Raw genomic sequence first — 20,709 nt, forward strand, 5'->3', positions numbered from 1 at the left:
TAATTTCAATTATTTGATAAATGCGAATGCATCTGCGTACATGTTTTCACGAATTGCACCATGAGTAATAAAGTCATCACGGACAATACCTATCATGTCAAAACGACCCGCCATATAAATATCGTACGGTTCAAGCGATACAATATCTTGCATTACTGCTTTGTGTACATAACCAGTATGACCTTGCCAATTAGCAGATGGATTTTCTACCACAGGAATAAACTCAAAGTTTTTGTGGCTATCGGCCCATGTTTGCATTTCGGTGTGTGCGTATAAAGCAGACTCTTCTTTTACGCCCCAGTAAAACAATACAGGGCGGTCGCATTTAATCTCAGCTAAGTGATCAGCCATTGATTTTGCGTATGAAAAACCAGTACCGCCGGCAAGTAAAATAATTGGTCGCTCACATTGTAGGCGCAACTGTGAAATACCCAGTCCGGCTTCAATGTCTACTAACTGCCCATCATTATGTGCACTTCTTAAATGTTCCAGCGATTGCATTGCATACGAATCGGCACCTGACGCGCCAATATGCAGTTCTATTGCATCGCACTGTGAAGGGCGGCTAGCTATAGAAAAAGCACGTTTGTCTTTTTCGCCTAACACCAGTTGCATGTATTGGCCAGCTTCAAAGGTCACAGGTTGTTGTGGCTTTAAAATTACTTTATGAACAAATTCTGTAAGTGGGCTGATAGCTACAACTTCAGCTTTTAATGTTTGCATTTTTTACCTTTTAGCAGCGCTTTTAACAGCAGATACGCAATCGAATGAGTCGATTCTAGCATATCTGCAGGGTTATTTTATAGCCTGTTATGTACTTACATATAAACACTTAAAGAATATTAAGGCTTTCCCAAATATCATCTACGCGGTCTTTGGTGTCTTTATCCATAACAATAGGCTCGCCCCATTCACGGGTGGTTTCGCCAGGCCATTTATTGGTAGCATCCATTCCCATTTTTGAACCAAGGCCAGAAACTGGCGATGCAAAATCGAGGTAATCGATAGGTGTGTTCTCTATTAATGTTGTATCGCGAGCGGGGTCCATTCGGGTTGTTATAGCCCAAATAACATCTTCCCAATCACGGGCATTAATATCGTCATCGCACACAATTACAAATTTAGTATACATAAACTGACGTAAGAACGACCAAACGCCCATCATCACGCGCTTAGCATGACCAGGATATTGTTTTTTCATTGTTACAATCGCCATACGGTACGAGCACCCTTCAGGCGGAAGGTAAAAATCGACAATTTCAGGAAACTGCTTTTGTAATATCGGCACAAACACTTCATTAAGTGCTACACCTAAAATCGCAGGCTCATCAGGCGGACGGCCAGTAAATGTGCTGTGATAAATAGGATCTTTACGATGCGTTAAGTGAGTTACCGTCATAACTGGAAAGTCGTCGACTTCATTATAGTAACCGGTATGGTCACCATAAGGGCCTTCTGGCGCCATTTCGCCCGGCATAATGTAACCTTCAAGTACTATTTCTGCACTGGCAGGGACTTGTAGGTCATTGGAAATAGATTTAACAACTTCGGTTCTACTACCACGTAATAAACCAGCAAAAGCATATTCGCTTAATGTGTCGGGTACTGGTGTTACAGCGCCTAGTATTGTTGCAGGGTCAGCGCCTAATGCAACAGAAACCGGATAAGGTTGCCCTGGGTTTTCTTTACACCATTCTAGAAAATCAAGCGCGCCACCACGGTGTGATAACCAGCGCATAATTATTTTATTTTTGCCTAATAGCTGTTGGCGATAAATACCTAAATTTTGGCGCTTTTTATAAGGCCCTTTAGTTACGGTAAGGCCCCAAGTAATTAATGGTGCAGCGTCACCTGGCCAGCAATGCTGAATAGGTAATTTAGTTAAGTCTACATCATCACCTTCTAAAACCACTTGCTGACAAGGCGCTTTTTTAACTTCTTTTGCTGGCATATTAAGCACTTGCTTAAAAATAGGTATAGCGCCTAGGGCTTCTTTAATGCCCTTTGGTGGATCTGGCTCTTTTAAAAAAGCGAGTAGCTTACCTACTTCACGTAGCTCACTAACATCGGTTTGGCCCATGCCCATAGCTACGCGTTTTGGTGTACCAAATAAATTGGTAAGCACTGGCATATCGTAGCCTTTTGGATTTTCGAATAATAACGCAGGGCCTTTTGCACGCAATGTGCGATCAGATATTTCGGTCATTTCAAGATACGGGTCGATTTCTTGGGTGATACGTTTAAGTTCGCCTTTTTTTTCAAGCAAATCGATAAAATCACGTAGATCTTTATATTTCATTGTGGGCCGCTATTAAGCAAAAGAGTTGAAGTATTATACCCATTTCATGCAAGCCAAGTCATTACTTGCACTTAAAACTTAAAGCGCTCTACGGCACTTGTTAAGGAGTGTGCAAGTTGATTTACGTCTTCACTTTCGCTTGCTAGGGTTGTCGCGTTTTTGGCATTCAAGGTTGCTTGCTCTGTCACCTTGGCCATTATTTGTTGAATGTCGTTACTGTTAGTCAATTGCTCATGTGATGCATGAGCAATCTGCTCACTCATCTGATTAACAGACAACAATGTGCTTTTAATACGCTCTACGGCTTTATTTAGTTCAGTGCTGTTTTTAACACATTGCTTGGCTTGGTGTTGGCCATCGGTAATGTGTTCTTGAGTTGTTTGAGTGTGCTGTTGCAATGTTTGGATCATGGTGTTTATTTCGCTAGTCGAGGTCTGTGTACGTGCAGCTAATGATCGAACCTCATCAGCAACTACAGCAAACCCGCGTCCGTTTTCACCCGCTCGCGCTGCTTCAATTGCAGCATTGAGTGCCAATAAGTTGGTCTGCTCGGCAATGCTGCTAATTGTTTCAACAATGGCTTCAATAAGCTGAGTGTGTTGGGCTAGTTCCTCAGTGCTGCCTACTGCTTTATCAAGGCGCTGTAATAAAGTTTCTATACTTAGACTGTTTGTATTAGCAATCTTGTTTACGTCATTGGCAAATTGCGATGCATTGGTTATTTCACTTGATGTTTTATCTGCTTGTTCATAAACCGCTTGTGAGTTAGTTAGCATATTTTGTGCAAGCGATGTTGCCTGTGCGCTTCGCTCCAACTGCTGTTGTGCAACAACCGTCATTTGCTGACCTTTTTCACTGGTTTTAATAGCGCTGCGGTCTAGTTCATGGGCGTCGCTACTAATTGCGCCAATTAACTGGGTAAGGTCTTCACTGAGTTTATTTATGTTATTTAGCAAAGTACCAAATTCATCTTTACTGCGCGGATGGCTTCGCTTTGATAAATCACCTGAGGCGATTCGGGCTAAATCGCGGTTTACTTTTTTAAGCGGTTTTAGCATTGCGCGAGTTGTAAAAATAGAGATAGCGATAATCAATATAATTAAAACAAGCGTAATAATTACTACAGAACTAATCCCAGTATTTATGGCGGCCTTTGCATTAGTTTGTAAGGCATTAAAGCGCTCATCAGCCAATTTATTAAGTTCAATAAGCTGACCTTCTGTTGTTATAAATTGCTGTTGAAAGTGTTCAAAATTTTGAGCCGCAGCAATAGTACTTTTGAGTACTTTATTTTGTTGGGCATAAATTCCTGTATCGTTGTTAAGTAACTCTCTTAATTGATTAAATTTAGCCGTTAAATTTTTAGCATTAAACGCATTATTAAAGGGTAGCGCTTGTTGCTCTAAATAGGTGAAATTAGGTTGGATGTTATCTAGTAGAAATAGGGTATCTTGCTGATGGCTATTTAAATCATTGATACTTGTAGTTTGAGTAATGCTTTTTATATTATTGCTTAAGTTAAACAATAAATCATCTATACGGGTCGCTGTTCCAAACATCGCATTAAGTAGCGCCTGCTGTTTTGCAGGCACTTCTAAAAGTTCTATATCAAGTAAGTTAGAACTTAAATTGTAAAGTTGCTCGTTAAACGTTGCTGATAATTCTATGGTGGAATTTTGCGCTACAAACTTACTCTCTTTAGCACTAAACATTGCGACACTTACTTTAGTCAGTTGCTCGAAGCCTGCGTTGGTACTGGTGAGTAAATTTTGCATTGTTATTTGTTGATTTAGTTGAGTGCTTAACGAATTGAGCATATCGCTAAATTGTTGTTGCTCAGCTTGCGCCTGTTTTTTATTTTGTTGAAGTAAATCAAGGTTTGCTTGGCTGTAAGCTAAGGCGTTAAATTTAGTAATAGACAGTAATGATAGCCTTAAATCTTTACTGAACTGTTGTACCGGAACTGCTAATTTTTCGGTTCGGGTATTGTTAACGCTAATTTTGTTTAATGACCAATAAAAAAACACACTACTTGTTAGCACCAATAAACCAATGGCTGTAAAAGCTAAAATTATTTTATGTTTGATCGCAATTGAACGCATAACTTCATCACAATAATGGGTCTTTAATTATTGTAGCATTACTGTAATTTATTGGTTGGTTTTGTGTTAAACCTTGATGCACTGTCTTTTTTTACCAGCAATGATTAGCATGGCCTCATTTCCCTTACCCCAAAACAGTACCTCTTCACTTATATATTTATTCCCTGATGCACTTTTTTCGTGATTAAGTACATGCACTTTATTGTTAAAGATAATTTCGGCTTCAGAATTATTAATAATATTGAGTTTTACGCTCTCATCATCGCATTGGTAAGCAGTACTGGTTTGTAAATCACTACATGCGGTTAAGCTTAGTAAAATAGCAATTAATGCTAAATATACTTTCATTTTTTCTCCCATCTTCTTTAAAAGTAAGTTAAAACGCAGGGCAAAATTTTAATCTAATGTAAGAATAACAAAGCAAAATTAACCGTTGGTGAAAGTAGCGCTTTACGTTATGTTTATAGCAATATTTTTTGAGCTCGGAAGCTTTATGGCAGGCACTAACCTTTTAACGTTATTAGACGATATAACCACTTTACTTGATGACATTGCGACAATGAGTAAGGTAGCAACAAAAAAAACAGCGGGTGTATTAGGCGATGACTTAGCACTCAATGCACAGCAGGTTACAGGTGTTGCAGCAGAGCGTGAATTACCGGTTGTTTGGGCTGTGGCAAAGGGCTCATTTTTAAATAAAGCGATACTCGTACCCGCTGCTTTATTAATAAGCGTATGGCTGCCTTGGTTAATAACACCGCTTTTAATGATGGGTGGTTTGTTTTTGTGTTTTGAGGGAGCTGAAAAAGTATTTGCTAAGTTTTTGCCTCATCACAATGAAGTGGTAGATGAAGATGAAAAATTAGATTTAGTTGAGTATGAAAAACAAAAAATAAAAGGGGCAATAAGAACCGACTTTATTCTTTCTGCCGAAATTATTGTTATTACTTTAGGCACTGTGGCAGGCGCTACGTTACTTAACCAAGCTTTAGTGCTTTGTGTTATCGCAATTATAATGACGATTGGCGTTTATGGCTTAGTGGCCGGTATTGTAAAGCTGGATGATGCCGGGCTTTATTTACTCAACGAATCTAAAGTGTCAGCTAATAAATTTAAAGAGTTACTTGGTAAAGGCTTACTCGCAGCAGCGCCTAGGTTGATGCAGTTTTTAGCATTTGCGGGCACCATTGCAATGTTTTTAGTAGGCGGCGGGATTTTAGTGCATGGTGTTGAGTTATTGCATCATACTCAAGTGGATGTAACGAGCTATGCTCAGTCTGTTGCTGGCGGCACAGGAGAAGTATTAGCGCCTCTCTTGTTTGATGGTTTGCTAGGTGTTATTGCCGGCTTAGTTGTTGTGCTTATACATGTAGGTTATACAAAGTTATTTAAAAAATAGTTTATAGCTGGCGTACTTGTTGCGCCAGCTATATTTAAATTCACTCATTCACTCATTCACAGTTAGCTATTTTACAAAGCGATTCTAATTCAAATTGTGCTTTAGTATTTTTTTGCTCAATGGCCTTTTTATACCAATAAATAGCCTGTTGATAATTTTGAGCTATTCCCTGACCATCACGATACATTTGCGCTAAATTTAATTGCCCCCATTGAGAACCCGCTTCAGCAGCTAGCTTAAAGCTATTAAATGCTTCAAAAAACAACTTATCTTTAAAATAAATAATGCCTTGTTGATTGTTTTTATCGAGTTTTAAACCTTTATATAGTGGCTTAGGTTTGGGAGGAAACATCACAAACCCGCCATAAAGGCTGTTGGCATAAGGTCGCAGCACGTCATAAATAGCTTCGTCTTTATACAAACGCTTTACTTCATCACGAGGGAGGGTGATTGTTTTAGTGGAGAAGTAATTGTCTTGAATTAGTTGGCTGGTACGCATTGCCAAGGTAATACTATTATTACGTTTATAGCTGTAGTTGCTTATCTGAAAGGTAATAAACTGCTTATCAAAACTTAAAACTTGAGCAATTCTTAAATTGGTTAGGGTCCAGGGTTCGTGTGTAAATTTGTCGGCGTGTACTAAGTAGGTGTCATATATTTTAGGTGTATTCAAATAGCTTTGCTTTTGAGTCTCGGTATCAAGGTGTTGTTGATAAAAAAACGAAACAATCCAAAGCAATAAAAATACGCCAATAAAGTATTTAGGTAGGCTTAGTTTTTCTATTAACGGTAGTTGCGGTATTTTAACAGGTTCGCTTTTTCCGCATTGATAGCACTCGCGTTTATAGCTTAATTTTAAGGCAAGCATAGGTAAAATGCTAAATCGTAAATAGCGGCTTTTATTTACTAAATGGTAGGCGTCGCTTTGGCAGTGAGGGCAGCGTGTTATTTGTGCAAAATGTGGAAATGATTCACTTGTGTTGAAAAGTAACATAAAGCACGCTCCTTGTTTAATTACCTAAAGGTAAAACAAGAAGCGTGTTAGTTAAAGCTACAAACTGTAAGTAAGTATGTCTGTTATTACTTATTTTGAGCTTTAGGCTTGATAGTGGTTTTTGCATCGGCAGCCATTAGAGCAAATACAGCATATGCAGCGGTATTTTGACGAAGCTTAGCAGGTGTCACTTTATCAAGCGTATCGTCAGCTGTATGGTGGTAATCAAAGTAATCTGTTCCATCTTGAGCAAGTTCAAAAATAGGCGCTGACGTTGCTGCTTTAAGTGGAATTAGATCGGGGCCACCATTCGCTTGGTTTTTACCAATGTGCTCAATATTTAACGGCGCAAGTTCTTTTGCTATAGCGCGAACTACAGGAAGTGACTCTGCGCTTACGTTCGACTCAAAAGCATATACAACATCGGCGCCAAAATCAGACTCAGCGGCTGCAACAATATTGCTTAGCTCGTTTTTATGCTCTGCAAAATAAGCTTTTGCACCCCAAAGACCTAGCTCTTCAGCTGCAAAAAGTACCACACGAATACTGCGCTTAGGGCGTTTTACATCGCTAATATGTTTAGCGGCTGCCATTGTTAGTGCAACGCCTGCGCCGTCATCTAATGCGCCAGTCCCTAAGTCCCAAGAATCTAAATGCCCCCCAATTAATACATATTGCTCAGGGTTTTCGGTACCATTAAATTGGCCAATAACGTTATAACCAGTGCCTTCACCAAGGCTTTCGGTTTGCACATTAATATTTACCGACACTTCTTTATTTAAAGCAACTAAGCGTGCTATTTGATCTGCATCTGGGTTAGCAATTGTTACGTTAGGTATTTTTGTAACACCTTCTTTGTAGTAACTACCGCCAGTGTGTGCAAAGCGATGATGACCGGTACTAACCGAGCGCATCATGTAGGCAACAGCGCCTTTTTTAGATGCTTCTATAGCGCCTGTACCGCGTGCTTTTACAGCAGGTCCGTAACCATTCCCGTCTATGTCGCGGTTCATACGGTAATTAATATACGCAATTTTACCTTTTAAACTGTTTGCCGGTGCGGCTTTTAATTCATCAAGTGTTTCGAATAATACAACCGGCGCTGTAATCCCATCTTTTGGCGTGCTTATACTGTTACCTAATGCAGTTAAGTGCAGTGGTTGCTCGCTTGGTGTTAGTATTTTTCCGCTTTCGCTATAACGGCGCCATTCAGGAAATGTGGCTTTTTCTAACCATACTTTATCAAAGCCCAGTTCATTAAATTTGGCTTGAGCCCATGCCACGGCTTTTTTATCGTTTTCGGTACCAGGAAGGCGTGGGCCTACTTCAGTTGTTAATGACTCTAGTAATTTATAACTTAAATCACTATTTAGTGCAGAGGTGCGCACTTTGTCTACTTGTTGTAATTGCTTTTGGGTAAATTCGGCGCTGTTAGCGTTTGCAGCCATACTGCTAGTAAGCAGCAGTGCGGTAATTAATTTTTTCATTTTGGTAGGCCTTTTTAATAATTAGCGCTATTAGAGCATGTAACAAACATGATAAAAAATAGATGAGATGAATAGGCTTTGTAATAGGTTTAATGCTGTTAGGTGTGAATATTTAGATATAAAAAAGCCCGCGTAAATGTACGCGGGCTATATTTTAAAGCTGTTATTTAAGGCATTTATTTAAAAGCTAAATTGCGCAGCTAAACGAAGATTTGTGCCCTCGCCAACAGTTACATTATTTGTGCCGCCACCACCTAAATAGCTTTTATCAAATAAGTTTTCGATGTTAAGGCGTAAGTTAATATCGGTATTACTTAAGTTAAACTTATAAGTTGCACCTACATCAACACGCGTATATGCATTTTTAGTAATTGTATTGGCGCTATCAGCAAAACGTTCACCTTCGTAAAAAGCACCTGCATTAAGTGCAATTGCATCGTTTAATTCATAACGAGTCCAAAGTGATGCCGACCATTTTGGTGCATCGGTAGGGCGTTTGCCTTCAAGTTTTTCATCGCGTTCAAAATTAGCATCTAGGTACATAGTTGATGCCATTACAAATAAACGGTCAGTAGCGGCACCTTGTGCGCTTAGCTCAAAACCTTTATGGCGTTGTTCACCTACTTGGTTTGTTTCACTTGTGAATGACCCAATAGGAACTTCAAGTTGTTCGCTAACAAGAGTACCTTCTTTGCTAATATCAAAAATAGCACTGGTAAGCATTAGGCGGTCATCAAATAATTGCCATTTAATACCAATTTCTCTTTGCTCAGATGTAATAGCATCTAATTTCATACCGTTATTTACATCTGTTTCATCAATTAATGTTTCGCTGCCTTGAGGCTCGAAACCTTCTGAGTAACTAGCGTATATAGTTGCAGAAGCATTTGGGTGATAAAGCACGCCTACTTTTGGTACAAATGATTCGTTATCTGCATCTTCTCGTGTTTGTTTATCGTAACGGCCACCTAGCGATAATTGCCACTCTGGTGAGAACGAAATTAAGTCTTGAACGTAAATACCGTAGTAGTCGTATTCAGTTTCGCTTATTGTATCATCTGTTTTATAGCTTACTGATGGACGAGATGGTTCTGCTTGTCCTGCAGAAAAATCAAAAGAGTCGGCAGAGGTACGACGTTGCCCGTAGTAATAATTAAGCGAGTTTGCGCCAATTAAAAACTGATGTTGTAAACTTCCCGTTTTAAATTCACCAATAAAATCAATAAATGCAGTTTTAAATTGCCAATCATCAAAGCGATCATAAGGATTTGATTGATAGCTATCACCCTCAACAAAGTCACTTGGCATATTCGGTGCTGATTCAAAGCGTTGGCGCTCAAATGTTTGTTCGTTATAGCCAAGCTTTACTTGCCAGTTATCGGTTAAAAATACTTCTAGGTCTACACCTACGTTTTCTACTGTAATATCGGTAAACGCCCAAGACATATCACGGATTGTTTTATCATCACCAATTACATTGGCATTATCGTCTATCCATGCGCCAGTATCTAAACCTGCTTCGTCGTCTGTGCGGTCGTAATGCACACGTACTAATGCATTGTCGCTAATATCGTAATCAACAACTAAAGCACCTAAAAAGCGGTCACGTTCACGGTTTTCACCATTTTGGTATTCACGCCAGTAATCAACATCTTGTTTAACTAAAATACCGCGAGCACGTAAATCTTCCGATTCTGTTAATGCGCCTGCAGCATCAACCATAAAGCGCGTTGAACCATGTTGGTCTACATCGGCACTGGCATTAAATAATGTCGTTGCAGTTGGTTTTTTGGTTACCATGTTAACCAATCCACCAGGGCCTGACTGACCATATAAAATACTTGATGGGCCTTTAATTACTTCAACTTGTTGCAAAATTTCGATTGGTTGCTGGTAGTGCGACCAATGCTGATGCCCGTCGCGTAAATAACCTGTCGATGAGCTTAGCTCAAACCCACGTAAGTTAAATACTTCACGGTTTCGTTGCTGTGAGCCTGCCGTTAAGCTGGCATCATTTGTTAGTACTTCGCCAAGGGTAGTGGCAAGTTGTTCATTAACAATAGTGTCTGTAATTACGGTTACAGATTGTGCGGTTTCAAGTAATGAAGCTGACGTTCTCATTGCGCCATTAGCGTTATCTACTTTGTAATCATTAAAGTAGCTACCTTTTACTTCTATACGTTCAAGGTCGGTAGAGTTTGCATATGCGTTTGTTGTAATGCTTGCTAATAGTGCTATGTAAAGAGAATTCAGTTTCATTGATTGCTTCCAGCGCAGTTATGTAAAAAACAATCGAGATCCTAATGCAAATCACTATCATTTTCAACATCTTTTATTAACATGCTTTATAGTGTGTTTGTTAATGGTTGCCAATTGCGAATTCTGCTATTATTAGCAGCATATTTAGTGGGGCTTTCCCCCACGTTATTTTTATTGCTATGGAACTTACTGTGACTTCAACTGCTTTTTCATCTTTGGCTTTACCAGCTGGACTCGTTGATAATTTATCAACACTTGGTTATGCGCATATGACACCTGTACAAGCGCAAAGTTTACCGCCTGTACTTGCTGGTAAAGACATCATTGCTCAGGCAAAAACCGGTTCAGGTAAAACTGCTGCGTTTAGCTTGGGTGTGTTAGCTAAATTAAACGTAAAACGCTTTCGTATTCAATCTTTAGTCTTGTGTCCTACTCGTGAGCTTGCCGAGCAGGTTGCGGTTGAAATGCGTAAATTAGCGCGCGGTATCCATAACATTAAAATATTAACGTTATGTGGCGGTGTATCGATTGGTCCACAAATAGGCTCGCTTGAACATGGCGCGCATATTATTGTTGGTACACCTGGGCGTGTTGATGACCATATTCGTAAAGGTACTTTACGTTTAGATGATGTTGAAACATTGGTACTTGATGAAGCCGATCAAATGCTTGATATGGGTTTTCAAGATACACTTGATGCAATTATTGAGCGCATTCCACAAAATCGTCAAACATTGTTATTTAGTGCAACATTCCCAAGAGCTATTGAAGCAATTGCTAAGCGTGTACTTAAAAATCCAGAAATGGTTAAAGTAGAAGAAGAGCAAGCCAAAAGCACAATTAAGCAGTACTTCTACAAAATGGATAATAATAAGCAGCGCTATCCAACGCTAAAATTATTATTACTTAAATTTACACCACAAAGCTGTGTTGTGTTTTGTAATACTAAAGTAGAAACACAACAAGTGTGTGACGATTTAGCTGATGAAGGCTTTAGTGCTGTTTCGCTACACGGTGATTTAGAACAGCGCGATCGTGAACGTACGTTAATTCACTTTTCAAATAAAAGTGCTTCAATACTTGTTGCAACCGATGTTGCTGCACGTGGTTTAGATATTGACGACATGGATATGGTGATTAACTACCATTTAGCACATGACACGCAAACACATGTGCATCGTGTTGGTCGTACTGGTCGCGCTGGTAAAAAGGGCATTGCATGTTCTATTTACGGTGAAGCAGAAGCGTTTAAAATTGCTCAAATAGGCGAACATTACGAACGTGATATTACTCCAGAGCAAATGCCACCATTTAATTTATTAGACAAGCCACCGTACCGCCCTGAAATGGTTACTTTGATGATTGATTCAGGTAAAAAACAAAAAGTACGTGCAGGTGATATTTTAGGTGCCTTAACGGGTAAAGATGGGGTTGCAGGTCGTCAGGTGGGTAAAATTAACGTACTTGATAACGTAGCGTTTGTTGCTGTTGAGCGTAACTCATTAAAACCTGCGCTTCGTAAATTAACCGAAGGCAATATTAAAGGGCGTAAAATACGCGCACGTCGCCTTACTCGTTAATTTAAACTTCTAAATTAATAGATTAACGAGCAGCTACCTTTAGCTGCTCGTATTGTGTTTGTATTTTTTTAAACTCAACTTCACAGCCATTTGGTTTATCTGGGTGCACTTGTAATGCAAGTTGTCTCCAGCGCTTTTGAACATTTTTAAGAGTGAAATTTTCAGGTAACTTCCATTCTAAAGCCAATGCTTTAAATTCATTTTCATTTAAAGCCTGTTGTGGTGATATCGTTTTAAACTGACGCCAAAAGCTATTTAAAAGCTCATCAATCTGCTCTTCTCTGGTATCGTAATTATGCCAATCTAAATAATAATCTCGCAAATTTTCGCTTGTTGTTACTAAACTATTATCTCCTTTTTCTAAAAGCTCGATATGCAGAGCTGAAATGAGTAAACTCTGAGGGCGTAATTGTGCCTGCAGTTGGTACAGTGCATTCATAATTAAAAAGTTACGTTTAAATAAATCACGTTCAGGACTTTTATCGAGAGTGGTCATAGCGCTGCGGTTTGTCAGTTCTGCTGCTAAAGTATGAACTTGCCAAACCTGCTTTGTTAGTATTAGCTCAAAAATCTCATCAATCAGTGGGTTAAGCATTGTTTAGGTCCTAGTAGTTGGTGTATCTTCAATAAAGATTACACTGATATAAGTAACGGTTTGAAGGATTAAAATTATGCTGGGCAAGTTAAAATGCCTCTTATTTACTATATGCTGTGTACTAATAGCTCCTAGCTATGCCCAAAATAATGATTCGTTATTTGAGCAATTCAAAAACGAAGTGCAGTGGGAGCCTAAATTACAATTAGCAAACATGCTACTTGCTAATAAAAATGCCTCCAAAAAAGAGCGTGTCGCTGTTTATTCGGCATTGGGTAATACTGCGTTATCGGTTGATAATTTTAAAGACTCATTACATTACTTTAAATTACTTGAACAACATACTTCGGATACTTTCTTCCCTGATGAGCACTTTCGTGCAATAAAAATGCAAGGTGTTGTACTTTTTTATCAAGGCTTATTTCAAAAAGCGATTATTGAATATACCCGTACCCTAGCATTAGCAGAAAAGAATAAGCAATTACTAGAGCAGGCAAACTTATTAAATAATATTGGTTTGGCCTATTTTAATATGAATAAGCTAGGCGATACCCTAGAGTTTTATTTAAAAGCAAAAGCTATCTACGAGGCGTACGGCAGCGAGCAAGATAAAACCGATATACTACTTAATATAGCAGGCGTTTATATACGCTTATCACGCTACGATAGTGCGTTTGGTCTTTATCAAGATGTACTTAAGGTTTATCAACGATTAGATGATAAAAGCGGTATTGCGCAGGTATATAACAATATGGGTGTTGCCCATATGGAGAGTAATCAATTTGACTTAGCACTGCATTATTACCAGCTAGCGCTACGCTATTATATTTCAGCTAATGATTACAATAAGTTATCTACACAATATACAAACCTAGCAAATACTAATTTAGTATTAAAAAAAGTGGATGAAGCGTACGAGCAAGCTAAATTAGGTGAGTACTACGCCCTTAAAATAGATAACCATAATTTAGAGCTTAATGCGCTACATGCGCTGGCTAAAATTCAGTTTGTTAAGGGCAACTTAGAAGAGGCGCAAATAAATTTAGATAGAGCAATTTTACTTGCTCATGAATATGGTAGTGAGCGAATAATTAGAGAGAGCTTGGGGGCCAAAGCACTTCTTGAAGCCAGTAAAGGCGATTATTCAAGCGCAATGGCTTTGCAACAAAAATATATTAGTGAGTTGCGAAAGCTCAGAAGTACGGCAATTATAAATGCACTAGCGGTACTTCAGCATCAATTTAAAGCAACGCAATTAAACCAAGAGATAGAAAAACTTAAACAAGATCGCCGTGTGCAAGAGCTAAAAATGTCGCAGCGTTCTCAGCTTACTTTATTCTCTTTTTTACTATTACTTTTAGTTGTCGTAACTGGTATTGCGCTTTATCGCCGTGGTGCAGAAAAACGCGCTAAGCAGCAGTTAACAGAACAAGTTACGCAACGTACTGCAGAATTGCAGGCAATTGCACAAGAGCTGAGAGAAGCCAACGATGTTAAAAGCCAGTTTTTGGCTAATATTAGTCACGAAATTCGCACTCCACTAACGGCTATTTTAGGGCAAACAGATGCTTTAATTAATGAATTATATGAGCCTGAGTCACTTAAAGATGAATTAAGAGTAATTCAGCGTCACAGTGACCATTTAAAAAGCTTAATAAATGATGTACTCGATTTAAGTAAAATTGAAGCCAATAGATTAGAGTTAAATATTTCGTGCTTTGATATTGTAGAGCTCGTAAATGATGTGCACGCAATGTTTATCACCCAAGCAAAAGCAAAAAATCTACATCTTATTTTAGACAATCAAGTGGGTAATGAGTTTTACACTAAGCTGGATTTAATACGCGTAAAGCAGATTCTTATAAACTTATGTGCAAATGCTATTAAGTTTACTCATTCAGGGCAGATCATTATTGCATTAAATAAGAGTGAGCAAGGACTAGTTATTATTGTAAAAGATACCGGTATTGGTATGAGCTCTAAACAGTTAAAGCTTATTTTTGAATGCTTTAGCCAAGCTGATAACAGCATTAGCCGTCGCTTTGGTGGTACAGGGTTAGGCCTTAGCTTATCGCAACAATTAGCTGCGATGATGGGTGGTTATATCAGCGTACAAAGCGAATACAAAAAGGGCAGTCAGTTTTCGTTCTTTTTACCGTGCGCAGAAGTAAATAAATCTCAAAGCATGATTGAAACTCAAAGTGCTCCTAAGGCAAATAAGCAATTAGCAGGGCGTGTTGTACTTGCGGAGGATCATCCTGATAATCGTAGGTTAATAAGTCGTTATTTACGCTCAATGGGACTCGAGGTTATTGCTGTTGAAAATGGTGAGCAAGCGGTAGAGCAGTGCTTAAAAGAATATCCAGATTTGGTATTGCTCGATATTCAAATGCCAGTGATGGATGGGCGTTCTGCTTTTCAGCTATTAAAACAATGTGGTTTTGAGCGACCTATTTTTGCTTTAACAGCAAATGCTATGAGTCATGAAGTGGATGGTTATTTAGAGTTAGGGTTTACTGGTTACTTAGGTAAACCGATAGACAAAGAGTCATTTTATAAAGCGCTTTCTAGTCACCTACATAATGCAGAAGATCAGCCAATTACAAAGCAAAATGAAGTTGATATGAGCGATCTTGTGATTAGTTTCAAGCAGAGCTTTGCTTTGGAGAGTGAAACGATTACGCAGCATTTTATAAGCGAAGATTTAGATGCGCTACAAAAAGATAGCCATCGCATTTTAGGGGCTGCACAAATGTTTGGTTTGGATGAAATTGCGCAATCGGCTAAAAATTTAGACAGAGCACTTCTACGCAGAAGCCAAAAAAGCAGTGCAAATGATTTTAAAGCGCTCGTTGATACGCTGCAGGGTGTACTTAAAAAGTATAATGAAAGTTAAACTGTATTTAATCCAGACACAAAAAAAGCGCCTAAGGCGCTTTTTTATTCAATTAAAACGCTTTTATTGGCGTCTCATCGAATCAAAAAATTCATCATTGGTTTTGCTCATCGATAGTTTATCGATTAAGAATTCCATTGCATCAATTTCTGACATGTCATGAACAATTTTACGTAAAATCCAAAGCTTTTGAAGTTCATCTGGTTTTGTTAGTAATTCTTCACGACGAGTACCTGAGCGGTTAAAGTCGATAGCTGGGAATACACGTCTTTCCGCAATTTTACGGTTAAGGTGAAGTTCCATGTTACCAGTACCTTTAAACTCTTCGTAGATAACTTCATCCATTTTAGAGCCAGTATCGATAAGAGCTGTAGCTATGATTGTTAAGCTACCACCTTCCTCAACGTTACGTGCAGCACCAAAGAAGCGCTTAGGTTTATGTAATGCGTTAGCGTCAACACCACCAGTAAGTACTTTACCTGATGAAGGAATAACGGTGTTATAAGCACGTGCTAAACGAGTGATTGAATCCAATAAGATAACAACATCTTTTTTATGTTCAACTAGGCGTTTTGCTTTTTCGATAACCATTTCGGCAACTTGTACGTGACGAGAAGCTGGTTCATCAAACGTTGATGCAATAACTTCACCTTTAACTAGGCGTTGCATCTCTGTTACTTCTTCCGGACGTTCATCAATAAGTAAAACCATTAATGTTACATCAGGATGATTGTGCGTAATTGATTGTGCAATATTTTGAAGTAGCATTGTTTTACCCGCTTTTGGCGGAGCTACTAACAAACCACGTTGGCCGCGGCCAATAGGAGATGCTAAATCAAGTACACGGGCTGTAATATCTTCTTTACTGCCGTTACCACGTTCCATGCGAAAACGTTCGTTTGCATGTAATGGAGTAAGGTTTTCAAAAAGAATTTTAGTTCGAGAGTTTTCAGGTTTATCAAAGTTAACTTCATTTACTTTAAGTAAAGCAAAGTAACGTTCACCGTCTTTAGGTGGACGAATAAGACCTGAAATTGAATCGCCAGTACGCATGCTGAAACGGCGAATTTGGCTAGGTGAAACATAAATGTCATCTGGGCCAGCTAAGTAAGAGGCTTCTGATGATCTTAAGAAGCCGAAACCATCTTGTAAAATCTCTAATACACCGCCGCCGAAGATATTCTCTCCGCCTTTGGCATGGGATTTAAGAATGGCAAAAATGATATCTTGCTTTCTTAAGCGGGCTACGTTTTCGAGCCCCATGGACTCAGCTAAGTCTACAAGCTCTTTAATGGACTTGTCTTTTAATTCGCGTAAATGCATATTGGTGGGTTCTTTATTACAGTTGTCATACTCAAAATCGCTTTGATCGTTGAGTGAGGTTTGTTGAATATAACTAAGGATTAGTTGGCTTTATAAACTAGCAGTTCACTGGCAAAGCGTCCAGTCTTTATACAAAATAAATTTAAAAAAGGGCAAAAAGCCCTTTTTATTGTTCTAGCTTACAGTTAGATGTTGTTTTCTAAAAACTCAATAAGTTGAGTTTTTGAAAGAGCACCTACTTTCGTTGCAGCTACTTGACCATCTTTAAAAAGAAGTAAAGTAGGAATACCACGAATACCAAATTTTGGCGGTGTGCCAGCATTTTGGTCAATGTTTAATTTAGCAACAGTCACACGGCTGTCGTATTCATCAGCAACTTCGTGAAGAATAGGGGCGATCATTTTACAAGGTCCACACCATTCAGCCCAGAAATCTACTAGTACTGGTTTGTCAGATTGTAATACGTCAGCTTCAAAGCTATCGTCAGTAATTTGGATTATTTTCTCGCTCATTGCGCTCTCCGATTTAGTTAGGCGAAATATTTAGTGCGTATTTAAACACTCTTGTTTCTTATTGCAAGTTTAAACGTTATGCTTAAACGCTATGACTAAGACACATTTAACCGATAAAAAGTTTTCAGACTTTGCTATCGCACCGGAAGTGGTTGCCGGTTTAACCGAGAATGGGTTTGAATATTGCACACCTATTCAAGCAAAATGCCTACCTTTTATTTGTGATGGACGCGATATCGCGGGCCAAGCTCAAACAGGTACAGGCAAAACGTTGGCGTTTTTAACTGCCACGTGCCATCGGTTATTACAATCTAGCAAAGCACCTAGTAAACATCCAAGAGCCCTGATCATGGCCCCTACTCGGGAGCTTGCGATTCAGATACACAAAGATGCTAAAATTTTAGCGCCGCACTGTAATCTTAACTTAGGTTTAGTATATGGTGGCGAAGATTACGAAAAACAACGTGCACAACTAGAAAAAGGCGTTGATATTTTAATTGGTACTACAGGTCGTCTAATTGATCTGTATAAGCAAGGCTGTTACACCCTTAATGAAATTGAGGTAGTCGTGCTTGACGAAGCTGATCGTATGTTCGATTTAGGTTTTATCAAAGATATTCGCTATATGTTCGATCGTATGCCAGATACATCAAAGCGTTTAAACTTATTATTTTCTGCCACATTATCGTATCGCGTACAAGAATTAGCTTTTGAGCACATGACAAACCCAGAACATGTTCAAATTGAACCTGACGTTAAAACGGGTAAACGTATTCAAGAAGAGCTATTTCATCCTTCGCAAGAAGATAAAATTAAGCTGTTGTTAAGCTTAATTGAAGAAGAATGGCCAGAGAAAGCAATCGTGTTTGCAAATACCAAGCACAGTTGTGAAACAGTATATGCTTGGCTTAAGTCAGACGGTCATCGTGTAGGTATGCTTACTGGTGATGTTAACCAGAAAAAACGCCAAACTATATTAGCGCAGTTTAGCAAAGGCGACTTAGACTTTTTAGTTGCGACTGATGTTGCAGCGCGTGGTCTTCATATTCCAGAAGTAAGTCATGTATTTAACTTTGATTTACCTGACGATTGTGAAGATTATGTTCACCGTATTGGTCGTACTGGCCGCGCTGGTGCATCAGGCCACGCAATTAGTTTTGCATGTGAGCAATATGCATATAACCTGCATGAAATTGAAGAATATATAGAGCACAGCATTCCTTTATCACATTATGATAAAACAGCATTGCTAGATGATTTAACTCAGCCTATCATTCAAAGAAAGCGCAACTATTCAACAGGTCCACGTAACCGTAGTAATAACAGCGGACGTCGCCCAAATAATAGTTACCAAAAAGGACGGTCGTAAACGACCGTTTGTATAAGTAGTAGTAACTAGAGGTTTTTGAACGGTGGGGCAACTTAAACCGCAAAAAAATGTGTACGCAGTTATTGATTTGGGCTCAAATAGCTTTCATATGCTTATAGCCAAATCAATTGCTGGCGGTCTACAAACAATTGGACGTGTTAAACGCAAAGTCCGATTAGCCGCAGGGCTTGATAAAGATAACGTATTGAGCACTGAAGCAATGCAGCGAGGCTGGGAATGCCTTGCCCTTTTTGCTGAGCGTCTACAAGATATCCCAGATAAAAACATCACCATAGTAGCAACAGCCACCTTACGGTTAGCAACTAACGCCGAAGTATTCAAAAATCATGCAGAAAAGATTCTTGGCCATAACATTAATGTTATTAGCGGAGAATTAGAAGCGCGTACAATTTATAAAGGTGTTGCTCATACTTCATCTTGTACTGGCAAACAGCTTGTTATTGACATTGGTGGTGCAAGTACCGAAGTTGTAATTGGTAAAGCATTTGATGCCTTACATTACAAAAGCCTCAATATGGGGTGTGTTACCTATCTTGAACGCTATTTCAAAGACTGCCAATTAAGTAAGAGTAACTTTAACGCAGCCATAAAAGCAGCTCGTACAGTCATTGATGAAATTTCTCCAGAATATAAAACAGCGGGATGGCAAATTGCATCTGGTGCTTCTGGCACAGTGCAAGCAATTCAAGAAATTATGGTCGCTCAAAATCTTGACGATTTACTTACGCTTGAAAAGCTCAACACTATAAAAGAGCAAGCAATTGCATTTAGCACTATTGCAGCGCTAGACCTTCCTGGATTAAGTGAAGACCGTCGACTGGTATTTGTATCAGGGCTCGCAATCTTAATCGCACTATTTGAATCTCTTGAAATAGAAAAAATGGGATTGGCGGGTGGAGCACTGCGTGAAGGCGTTTTATATAGCATGGTTCCGGAGTTTCATAATAACGACATTCGTAAACGCACAGTTGATGGGTTTATGAGTCGTTATCACGTTGATCAAAAACAAGCGTGTCGGGTTTCAAGCTTAGCTATGCAGTTAGCGGTAAGTATTGATAAAGATTGGCCAATTGAACGTTTAAATGGGTTACCACTATTAAAAGCGGTAGCGCAGCTTCATGAGATTGGATTACTAATAGAATATAAGCAGTACCATAAACACACCGCTTATATTTTGGAAAATACCGATATGCCTGGTTTTTCACAGTCAGAGCATAAATTAATAGTAGCGGTAGCAGATGCGCATCGTTCTGATTTTCCAAAAGGCTGTTTTAATTCACTCGGCGTAAATAGTCTATTGGCGCAATATATAGTGAGATTACTACGGATAGCAGTCATCTTATCAATGCGCAGACAAGATGATGTACTGCCTATGTTTGAGTTAACTGCTAAAAATGAAGTGTTAGACCTTAAGTTTGAAAGTAACTGGTTAAAAGATCATCCATTAATGGCCAGCGAGCTACAACAAGAGTCTAAACAGCAAGGTAAACTTGGGTGGAAGCTCATAGTAAACTAATTAAAAAGGCCCATCAGGGCCTTTTTAGTGTTTAAAGTAACCATTTCGATGCAAATATGTGCGAACAGCACATTATTTCAAGTTTTCTTCAAAAAAAGGTTGATCTGTTTTCGGATCTCCCTATAATGCGACCCCACTGAGACGGGAAACGCCAACGCATAGCGAGGCAGGAACAACTCAGAGAGTTAAATAAAACTTCGGTTTTAAATCTTCCAAAAGAAAGTTTAAAACTAAGTGTTGACTCGAAAAATAAAGGGTGTATTATTCGCATCCCTTGAGACGCTAAAGCGACTCAAAACGTTCTTTAACAATATAAAGCAATCATCTGTGTGGGCACTCGTACAGATTGAGTTCTAA

Annotated in this window: 15 protein-coding genes; 5 read left to right on the plus strand and 10 right to left on the minus strand. The window is 38.9% G+C overall.

What is annotated here, in order from left to right; genetic code table 11:
* Positions 1 to 9: 9 nt before the first annotated feature.
* From fre to I6F50_RS13525, 4 genes are all read right to left on the minus strand, one after another.
* Positions 10 to 723 carry an NAD(P)H-flavin reductase gene (fre, locus tag I6F50_RS13510; RefSeq protein ID WP_166419571.1) on the minus strand — a complete coding sequence of 238 codons (714 nt, stop codon included), beginning with the start codon at positions 721 to 723 and terminating at the stop codon, positions 10 to 12.
* Between the two features lie 109 nt (positions 724 to 832).
* The gene (gene ubiD, locus I6F50_RS13515; protein WP_197176480.1) at positions 833 to 2,299 is read right to left on the minus strand and encodes a 4-hydroxy-3-polyprenylbenzoate decarboxylase; all 1,467 of its coding nucleotides are present in this window, start codon (positions 2,297 to 2,299) and stop codon (positions 833 to 835) included.
* Between the two features lie 71 nt (positions 2,300 to 2,370).
* Positions 2,371 to 4,401: a methyl-accepting chemotaxis protein gene (locus tag I6F50_RS13520; RefSeq protein WP_197119569.1), complete on the minus strand. Its 2,031-nt coding sequence runs from the start codon at positions 4,399 to 4,401 to the stop codon at positions 2,371 to 2,373.
* A gap of 66 nt (positions 4,402 to 4,467) precedes the next feature.
* The gene (locus tag I6F50_RS13525) at positions 4,468 to 4,749 is read right to left on the minus strand and encodes an MliC family protein (protein ID WP_165729321.1); all 282 of its coding nucleotides are present in this window, start codon (positions 4,747 to 4,749) and stop codon (positions 4,468 to 4,470) included.
* A gap of 145 nt (positions 4,750 to 4,894) precedes the next feature.
* Here I6F50_RS13525 and I6F50_RS13530 point away from each other — a divergent pair, with 145 nt between their 5' ends.
* Positions 4,895 to 5,800, plus strand: a complete 906-nt coding sequence (locus I6F50_RS13530; protein ID WP_165729320.1) for a DUF808 domain-containing protein — start codon at positions 4,895 to 4,897, stop codon at positions 5,798 to 5,800.
* Between the two features lie 52 nt (positions 5,801 to 5,852).
* Here the strand turns inward: I6F50_RS13530 and I6F50_RS13535 are convergent, their stop codons facing one another.
* The 3 genes from I6F50_RS13535 to I6F50_RS13545 all read right to left on the minus strand — a co-directional run bounded on the left by I6F50_RS13535 (position 5,853) and on the right by I6F50_RS13545 (position 10,540).
* Complete coding sequence (locus I6F50_RS13535) at positions 5,853 to 6,794, minus strand: tetratricopeptide repeat protein (RefSeq protein ID WP_024589662.1); 942 nt, start codon at positions 6,792 to 6,794, stop codon at positions 5,853 to 5,855.
* 86 nt (positions 6,795 to 6,880) lie between these two features.
* Positions 6,881 to 8,281: a M20/M25/M40 family metallo-hydrolase gene (locus I6F50_RS13540; protein ID WP_165739343.1), complete on the minus strand. Its 1,401-nt coding sequence runs from the start codon at positions 8,279 to 8,281 to the stop codon at positions 6,881 to 6,883.
* Between the two features lie 180 nt (positions 8,282 to 8,461).
* Positions 8,462 to 10,540: a TonB-dependent siderophore receptor gene (locus tag I6F50_RS13545; RefSeq protein WP_197142726.1), complete on the minus strand. Its 2,079-nt coding sequence runs from the start codon at positions 10,538 to 10,540 to the stop codon at positions 8,462 to 8,464.
* Between the two features lie 191 nt (positions 10,541 to 10,731).
* Between I6F50_RS13545 and dbpA the strand changes: the two genes are divergently transcribed.
* Positions 10,732 to 12,120, plus strand: a complete 1,389-nt coding sequence (dbpA, locus tag I6F50_RS13550) for an ATP-dependent RNA helicase DbpA (protein WP_007580581.1) — start codon at positions 10,732 to 10,734, stop codon at positions 12,118 to 12,120.
* 22 nt (positions 12,121 to 12,142) lie between these two features.
* Here the strand turns inward: dbpA and I6F50_RS13555 are convergent, their stop codons facing one another.
* Positions 12,143 to 12,715: a DNA-J related domain-containing protein gene (locus I6F50_RS13555; protein WP_165739347.1), complete on the minus strand. Its 573-nt coding sequence runs from the start codon at positions 12,713 to 12,715 to the stop codon at positions 12,143 to 12,145.
* Positions 12,716 to 12,791: 76 nt separating this feature from the next.
* Between I6F50_RS13555 and I6F50_RS13560 the strand changes: the two genes are divergently transcribed.
* Positions 12,792 to 15,611 (plus strand): ATP-binding protein, encoded by a 2,820-nt coding sequence (locus I6F50_RS13560; protein WP_007580583.1) that lies wholly within the window; start codon positions 12,792 to 12,794, stop codon positions 15,609 to 15,611.
* Positions 15,612 to 15,674: 63 nt separating this feature from the next.
* Here the strand turns inward: I6F50_RS13560 and rho are convergent, their stop codons facing one another.
* Together rho and trxA are read right to left on the minus strand one after the other, a co-directional pair.
* On the minus strand, positions 15,675 to 16,934 hold the full coding sequence (rho, locus tag I6F50_RS13565) for a transcription termination factor Rho (protein ID WP_002960945.1): 1,260 nt from the start codon (positions 16,932 to 16,934) through the stop codon (positions 15,675 to 15,677).
* 185 nt (positions 16,935 to 17,119) lie between these two features.
* Complete coding sequence (trxA, locus tag I6F50_RS13570; RefSeq protein ID WP_002960942.1) at positions 17,120 to 17,446, minus strand: thioredoxin TrxA; 327 nt, start codon at positions 17,444 to 17,446, stop codon at positions 17,120 to 17,122.
* A 91-nt stretch (positions 17,447 to 17,537) separates the two neighbouring features.
* Here trxA and rhlB point away from each other — a divergent pair, with 91 nt between their 5' ends.
* Complete coding sequence (rhlB, locus tag I6F50_RS13575; RefSeq protein WP_165741477.1) at positions 17,538 to 18,815, plus strand: ATP-dependent RNA helicase RhlB; 1,278 nt, start codon at positions 17,538 to 17,540, stop codon at positions 18,813 to 18,815.
* A gap of 43 nt (positions 18,816 to 18,858) precedes the next feature.
* Positions 18,859 to 20,352 carry a guanosine-5'-triphosphate,3'-diphosphate diphosphatase gene (gene gppA / locus I6F50_RS13580; RefSeq protein WP_007580584.1) on the plus strand — a complete coding sequence of 498 codons (1,494 nt, stop codon included), beginning with the start codon at positions 18,859 to 18,861 and terminating at the stop codon, positions 20,350 to 20,352.
* The last annotated feature ends 357 nt before the right edge of the window (positions 20,353 to 20,709 follow it).

The sequence above is a fragment of the Pseudoalteromonas sp. NZS127_1 genome (genome assembly GCF_015864295.1).
Lineage (GTDB): Bacteria > Pseudomonadota > Gammaproteobacteria > Enterobacterales > Alteromonadaceae > Pseudoalteromonas > Pseudoalteromonas arctica.